Origin of the sequence: Pararhodobacter sp. (genome assembly GCF_034676075.1) — a bacterium.
Taxonomy (GTDB): domain Bacteria; phylum Pseudomonadota; class Alphaproteobacteria; order Rhodobacterales; family Rhodobacteraceae; genus Pararhodobacter.
The window spans coordinates 1-4,696 of record NZ_JAUCCQ010000192.1 but is presented as its reverse complement, the minus strand read 5'-3'; the positions used below and the strand labels follow the sequence as shown (position 1 = coordinate 4,696).

Below are 4,696 nucleotides of genomic sequence, written 5' to 3'. Positions count from 1 at the left end.
GGTGGAAAACCCTCCTTGAAGCAGGGGGTGCGGGGGGCGGCAGCCCCCCGCCCTTCGCGGTCTCTGGGGGCGGCAGCCGCCCGCCCTTCTAGCCCTCGACCTTGGCCATCCGCTTGCGCTCGTGGGGATCAAGGTAGCGCTTGCGCAGGCGGATCGACTTCGGCGTCACCTCGACCAGCTCGTCGTCGTCGATATAGGCGATGGATTGCTCCAGCGACATGATCACCGGCGGCGTCAGGCGCACCGCTTCATCGGTGCCCGAGGCGCGGACGTTGGTCAGCTTCTTGCCCTTCAGGGGGTTCACTTCGAGGTCATTGTCGCGCGAATGCTCGCCGATGATCATCCCCTCGTAGATCTGTTCCTGCGCGCCGATGAACATCCGCCCGCGGTCCTCGAGGTTCCACAGCGCATAGGCCACCGAGACCCCGTTCTCCATCGAGATCAGCACGCCCTGGCGGCGGCCCTGGATCGGGCCCTTGTAGGGCGCCCAGTCGTGGAAGATGCGGTTCAAAACGCCCGTACCCCGGGTATCGGTCATGAACTCGCCCTGATAGCCGATCAGCCCGCGCGAGGGGACATGGGCCACGATCCGGGTCTTGCCGACGCCGGCGGGCTTCATCTCGACCAGTTCACCCTTGCGGGCGCCGGTCAGTTTCTCGATCACCGCGCCCGAGAATTCGTCATCGACGTCGATGATGGCTTCCTCGATGGGCTCCAGCCGCTCGCCCTTCTCCTCGCGGAAGATCACGCGGGGGCGCGAGATCGACAGCTCGAAGCCTTCGCGGCGCATGTTCTCGATCAGCACGCCCATCTGCAATTCGCCCCGGCCCGAGACGACGAAAGCGTCACCGCCCGGCGTGTCCTCGACCTTGATGGCGACGTTGGTCTCGGCCTCTTTCATCAGCCGCTCGCGGATCACCCGCGACTGCACCTTGTTGCCGTCGCGGCCGGCCAGCGGCGAATCATTGATGCCGAACGTGACCGAGATGGTCGGCGGGTCGATGGGCTGGGCCGGGATCGCCGCCTCGACCGAGGGATCGCAGAGCGTATCGGCCACGGTCGCCTTGGTCATGCCGGCGATGGTGACGATATCGCCCGCCACCGCCTCGTCGATGGGCTGCTGGCCGAGGCCGCGGAAGGCGAGGATCTTGGTGACGCGGAACTGCTCGACCCGCTCGCCGGTGCGCGACAGCGCCTTCAGCGAGGCGCCGACTTTCAGCGTGCCCGCCTCGACCCGGCCGGTCAGGATGCGGCCGATGAACGGGTCCGCGCCCAGCGTGGTGGCCAGCATGCGGAAGGGCTCCGCCGCCTGGGCGATCTGCTTCGGGGCCTCGACATGCTTGATGACCAGTTCGAACAGCGCCGACATGTCCTTGCGCGGACCGTCGAGTTCATTATCCGCCCAGCCGTTGATCCCCGAGGCGTAAAGCACGGGAAAATCGAGCTGTTCGTCGCTGGCGCCGAGGTTGGCGAAGAGGTCGAAGACCTCGTTCAGGGCCCGGTCAGGTTCGGCCGCGGGCTTGTCGACCTTGTTCAGCACGACGATGGGTTTCAGCCCCAGCGCCAGCGCCTTCGAGGTCACGAACTTGGTCTGCGGCATCGGCCCTTCGGCCGCGTCGACCAAGAGGCACACGCCATCGACCATGCTCAGGATCCGCTCCACCTCGCCGCCGAAATCGGCGTGGCCGGGGGTGTCGACGATGTTGATCCGCGTGCCGTGCCATTCGACCGAGGTGGCCTTGGCGAGGATGGTGATTCCGCGCTCGCGCTCGAGGTCGTTCGAGTCCATCGCCCGCTCGGTGACCGCCTGGCCCTCGCGATAGATCCCGGATTGTTTCAGAAGCTCGTCGACCAGCGTGGTTTTGCCGTGGTCGACGTGGGCAATGATCGCAATATTGCGAAGGTCCATGATGCGTTTCCCGTGTGATTGCCGCGGGCGATAGTGGAAAAAGCGCCGCTTGGCCAGTGGGCGCAGGCAGTTCCCGCAGGAACTGCGTGCAATCGCGGCGCCGGGCAGGCTGAACGGGCAAAAACGCAGCCCTTGTTGGAGCCCGCCATGATCCGCCGCCTCGTCCTGATGAGCCTGCTCACCGCCAGCCCCGCGCTCGCCTCGGGTCCCGCCGGCGACACCAGCCGTCTGGGGCCGACTGGGCAGATCTGCCGCATGGTGCCCATCGGCACCGATGACTGGGCATTGGTGGGGGTCACCCATCGGCGGGTCTGCCAGACCCTCGCCCAGGCGCCGGGCGTCCCGGCCGTCACCCCGCCGCCACGGCTGGCCCAGCTGCCGCGGCGCTGAGGCTCAGCTCGCCACGTACCAGTCGCGCCGGTGGTTCAGGGCGATGACCCCATTCAGCACCAGCGCGCCCAGCATCGACCAGGCGACATTCGCGGGCGGCAGCACCGCAAGGGCCAGGGCGAAGAGAAGCAGGTCATGCACGATCTGCGTGAGCCCCGCCCGGATGCCGTAGCGGTCCTGCAGGATCAGCGCCACGATCGACACGCCCCCCAGGCTGCCGGAATGGCGGAACAGGCCCAGAAGCCCCACGCCTGCGCTGACCCCGAAGAGCACCGCCGCCGCCCCCGGGTGGATCCAGTCCAGATGCAGAAGCGGTTTCAGCGCCTCGGCCATCACCGAGACCAGCGTGACGCTGCCCAGGCTCTTGGCGCAGAACACCGGGCCCCGCGCCCGCCAGGCCAGCGCGAAGAAGGGGATGTTCAGCGCGAAGAAGGTGAGCGAGAAGTTCCAGCCCAACCCATAGGCCAGGATCAGCGCCAGTCCGGCCGTGCCCCCGGTCATCAGCCCCGCCGCGCGCAGCAGGTGCAGCCCCAGCGCGGCCTGGGCCGAGGCGAGGACGAGGCCTTGCAGGTCCTCGAAGGGGCGATGATGCGGGAGGGGTGATGGGTCAGCAATCATGACCTATATATGCGGCATTTCCGGCACGCCGTCCAATGCATCCTGCGAAACCCTGCCTTGCGTTAACCGTATGGCAAGCCCGAAGGTGCACCACCAAGGGACCGGGGCTCTGGCGCCCGGGATTGCGCTGGGCGTCCCAGGACGCGCAGCACCGACGCGGCAGAAACGACGCGGATCACCCGGAGTTTCCCCCATGATGCCCGAAGTCCATGTCTTCATCGCGACCTCGCTCGACGGCTATATCGCCGATGTGCAGGGCGGGCTGGAATGGCTGCTGATGATGCCCGCGCCCGAGGACGAGGACCACGGCTATACCGCCTTCATCGAGGCGGTGGATTGCCTGGTCATGGGCTCGGGCAGCTTCCGGGCGCTGGCGGCGATGCGCGACTGGCCGCATGACAAGCCGGTGGTGGTGCTGTCGCGCAGCCTTGGCCCTGAGGATGTGCCGCCGCATCTGCTGAACCGGGTGCGGGTGATGCGCGCCACGCCCCGGGCGGTCTTGCGGCAATTGGGGGCCGAGGGGATGCGGCGGGTCTATCTCGACGGCGGCAAGGTGATCTCAACCTTCCTGCGCGAGGGGCTGGTGCAGCGGCTGACCATCACCCGGCTGCCGGTGATCCTGGGCGCGGGGCTGCCGCTTTTCGACGATCCGGGGCCGCAATATCTGGTGCATCTGGAGACCCGCAGCTGGCCGCATGGCTTCGTGCAATCGGTCTATCAGGTCGCGCCCTGAGCGCGGGTGCCCACAGGATGGGCAAGACTGCCCATCCTACATCGCGGTTCCCCCGGGAACAGCGGGCGCGGCGGGGGCGTGGCAGGACAGGGTATCGCAACGCCGGATCCCCGGCCCCCACGGAGCCCAGACCATGATCGCCCCGCACCCCGCCCTCCGCTTCGCCCTCGCCGGTATCATCGCGCTTCTCGGCGCGGGCCATGTCCCCGCCGCCCAGGCCTCGACCCCGGCCTTCGTCGCCGACATGCTCGGCCGGGACGTGCAGTCGCTGCGCTTCTGCCGTCCGGGCGAACGCCCGGCCCGGCCCGGCCAATGCCTGATCCGCGGCACCACCCGCCCGCTGACGTGACCCACCGCTCCCTGCCGCCTCGGGCAGGGGCGGCCCCCTTCCTGGCCGTTGGCGCGCGTCCTGGGCGCACAGCCCCTCAGGCAGGGCCGCAGCCGACCGCCCGTCGGCCAGCCCTCAATGCGGCGCGGCGTTGGAGAAAAGGTTGATGACCAGAATCCCCGCGACGATCAGCACCATCCCCAGGACCGCCGGCAGGTCGAGCCGCTGGCCGAAGAACAAGGCGGCGATGACCGCGATCAGGCAGATCCCGGCGCCCGACCAGATGGCATAGGCCACGCCCACCGGCACGACCTTGAGCACCAGCGCCAGAAACCAGAAGGCCACCGCATAGGCCCCCAGCGACAGGGCCGAAGGGCCGAGCCTGGTGAAGCCATGGCTGGCCTTCAGCGCGGCCGTGCCGATGGTTTCGAAGAGGATGGCGATAGCAAGCAGGAACCAGTGCATGGCGGCCTCGGTCAGGAACCCGCCCTGTGTGGCAGGTTTCGGGGGCGGCCGAAAGGGGAAGCGGCGGGCGGCACGCTCCCGCGCGCGCCCCGCCCCGGAGGGGCCAGCGCGGGTGGAGAGACCCGGGGGCCGTCTGCCCCCGGACCCCCGAGGATATTTGCAGCACGAAGATGAGGGTTAAGAGACCCCCAAACTCCCTCTTCGTTCTGGAAATATCCTCGGGAGGATTTTCAAGGAGGGTGGAAAACCCTCC

Annotated in this window: 6 protein-coding genes; 3 read left to right on the top strand and 3 right to left on the bottom strand. The window is 68.3% G+C overall.

Annotated elements, in window-relative coordinates; genetic code table 11:
* Nucleotides 1-88: 88 nt before the first annotated feature.
* The gene (gene typA / locus VDQ18_RS22855; protein WP_323023160.1) at nucleotides 89-1,909 is read right to left on the bottom strand and encodes a translational GTPase TypA; all 1,821 of its coding nucleotides are present in this window, start codon (nucleotides 1,907-1,909) and stop codon (nucleotides 89-91) included.
* 147 nt (nucleotides 1,910-2,056) lie between these two features.
* Between typA and VDQ18_RS22850 the strand changes: the two genes are divergently transcribed.
* Nucleotides 2,057-2,299, top strand: coding sequence for a hypothetical protein (locus VDQ18_RS22850; protein WP_323023159.1), 243 nt, complete (start codon nucleotides 2,057-2,059; stop codon nucleotides 2,297-2,299).
* 3 nt (nucleotides 2,300-2,302) lie between these two features.
* Here VDQ18_RS22850 and VDQ18_RS22845 read toward each other — a convergent pair whose 3' ends face one another.
* Nucleotides 2,303-2,917, bottom strand: a complete 615-nt coding sequence (locus tag VDQ18_RS22845) for a YitT family protein (RefSeq protein WP_323023158.1) — start codon at nucleotides 2,915-2,917, stop codon at nucleotides 2,303-2,305.
* 193 nt (nucleotides 2,918-3,110) lie between these two features.
* Between VDQ18_RS22845 and VDQ18_RS22840 the strand changes: the two genes are divergently transcribed.
* Nucleotides 3,111-3,650: a dihydrofolate reductase family protein gene (locus VDQ18_RS22840; RefSeq protein WP_323023157.1), complete on the top strand. Its 540-nt coding sequence runs from the start codon at nucleotides 3,111-3,113 to the stop codon at nucleotides 3,648-3,650.
* A 133-nt stretch (nucleotides 3,651-3,783) separates the two neighbouring features.
* Nucleotides 3,784-3,999, top strand: coding sequence for a hypothetical protein (locus VDQ18_RS22835; RefSeq protein WP_323023156.1), 216 nt, complete (start codon nucleotides 3,784-3,786; stop codon nucleotides 3,997-3,999).
* Nucleotides 4,000-4,113: 114 nt separating this feature from the next.
* Here the strand turns inward: VDQ18_RS22835 and VDQ18_RS22830 are convergent, their stop codons facing one another.
* On the bottom strand, nucleotides 4,114-4,443 hold the full coding sequence (locus tag VDQ18_RS22830; RefSeq protein ID WP_323023155.1) for an SMR family transporter: 330 nt from the start codon (nucleotides 4,441-4,443) through the stop codon (nucleotides 4,114-4,116).
* Between the last annotated feature and the right edge of the window lie 253 nt (nucleotides 4,444-4,696).

Coding starts and splice junctions, on each gene's coding strand:
- VDQ18_RS22845 (WP_323023158.1), bottom strand. CDS start 2,917: ATGATTGCTGACCCATCACCCCTCCCGCATCATCGCCCCTTCGAGGAC.
- VDQ18_RS22835 (WP_323023156.1), top strand. CDS start 3,784: ATGATCGCCCCGCACCCCGCCCTCCGCTTCGCCCTCGCCGGTATCATC.
- VDQ18_RS22850 (WP_323023159.1), top strand. CDS start 2,057: ATGATCCGCCGCCTCGTCCTGATGAGCCTGCTCACCGCCAGCCCCGCG.
- VDQ18_RS22840 (WP_323023157.1), top strand. CDS start 3,111: ATGATGCCCGAAGTCCATGTCTTCATCGCGACCTCGCTCGACGGCTAT.
- typA (WP_323023160.1), bottom strand. CDS start 1,909: ATGGACCTTCGCAATATTGCGATCATTGCCCACGTCGACCACGGCAAA.
- VDQ18_RS22830 (WP_323023155.1), bottom strand. CDS start 4,443: ATGCACTGGTTCCTGCTTGCTATCGCCATCCTCTTCGAAACCATCGGC.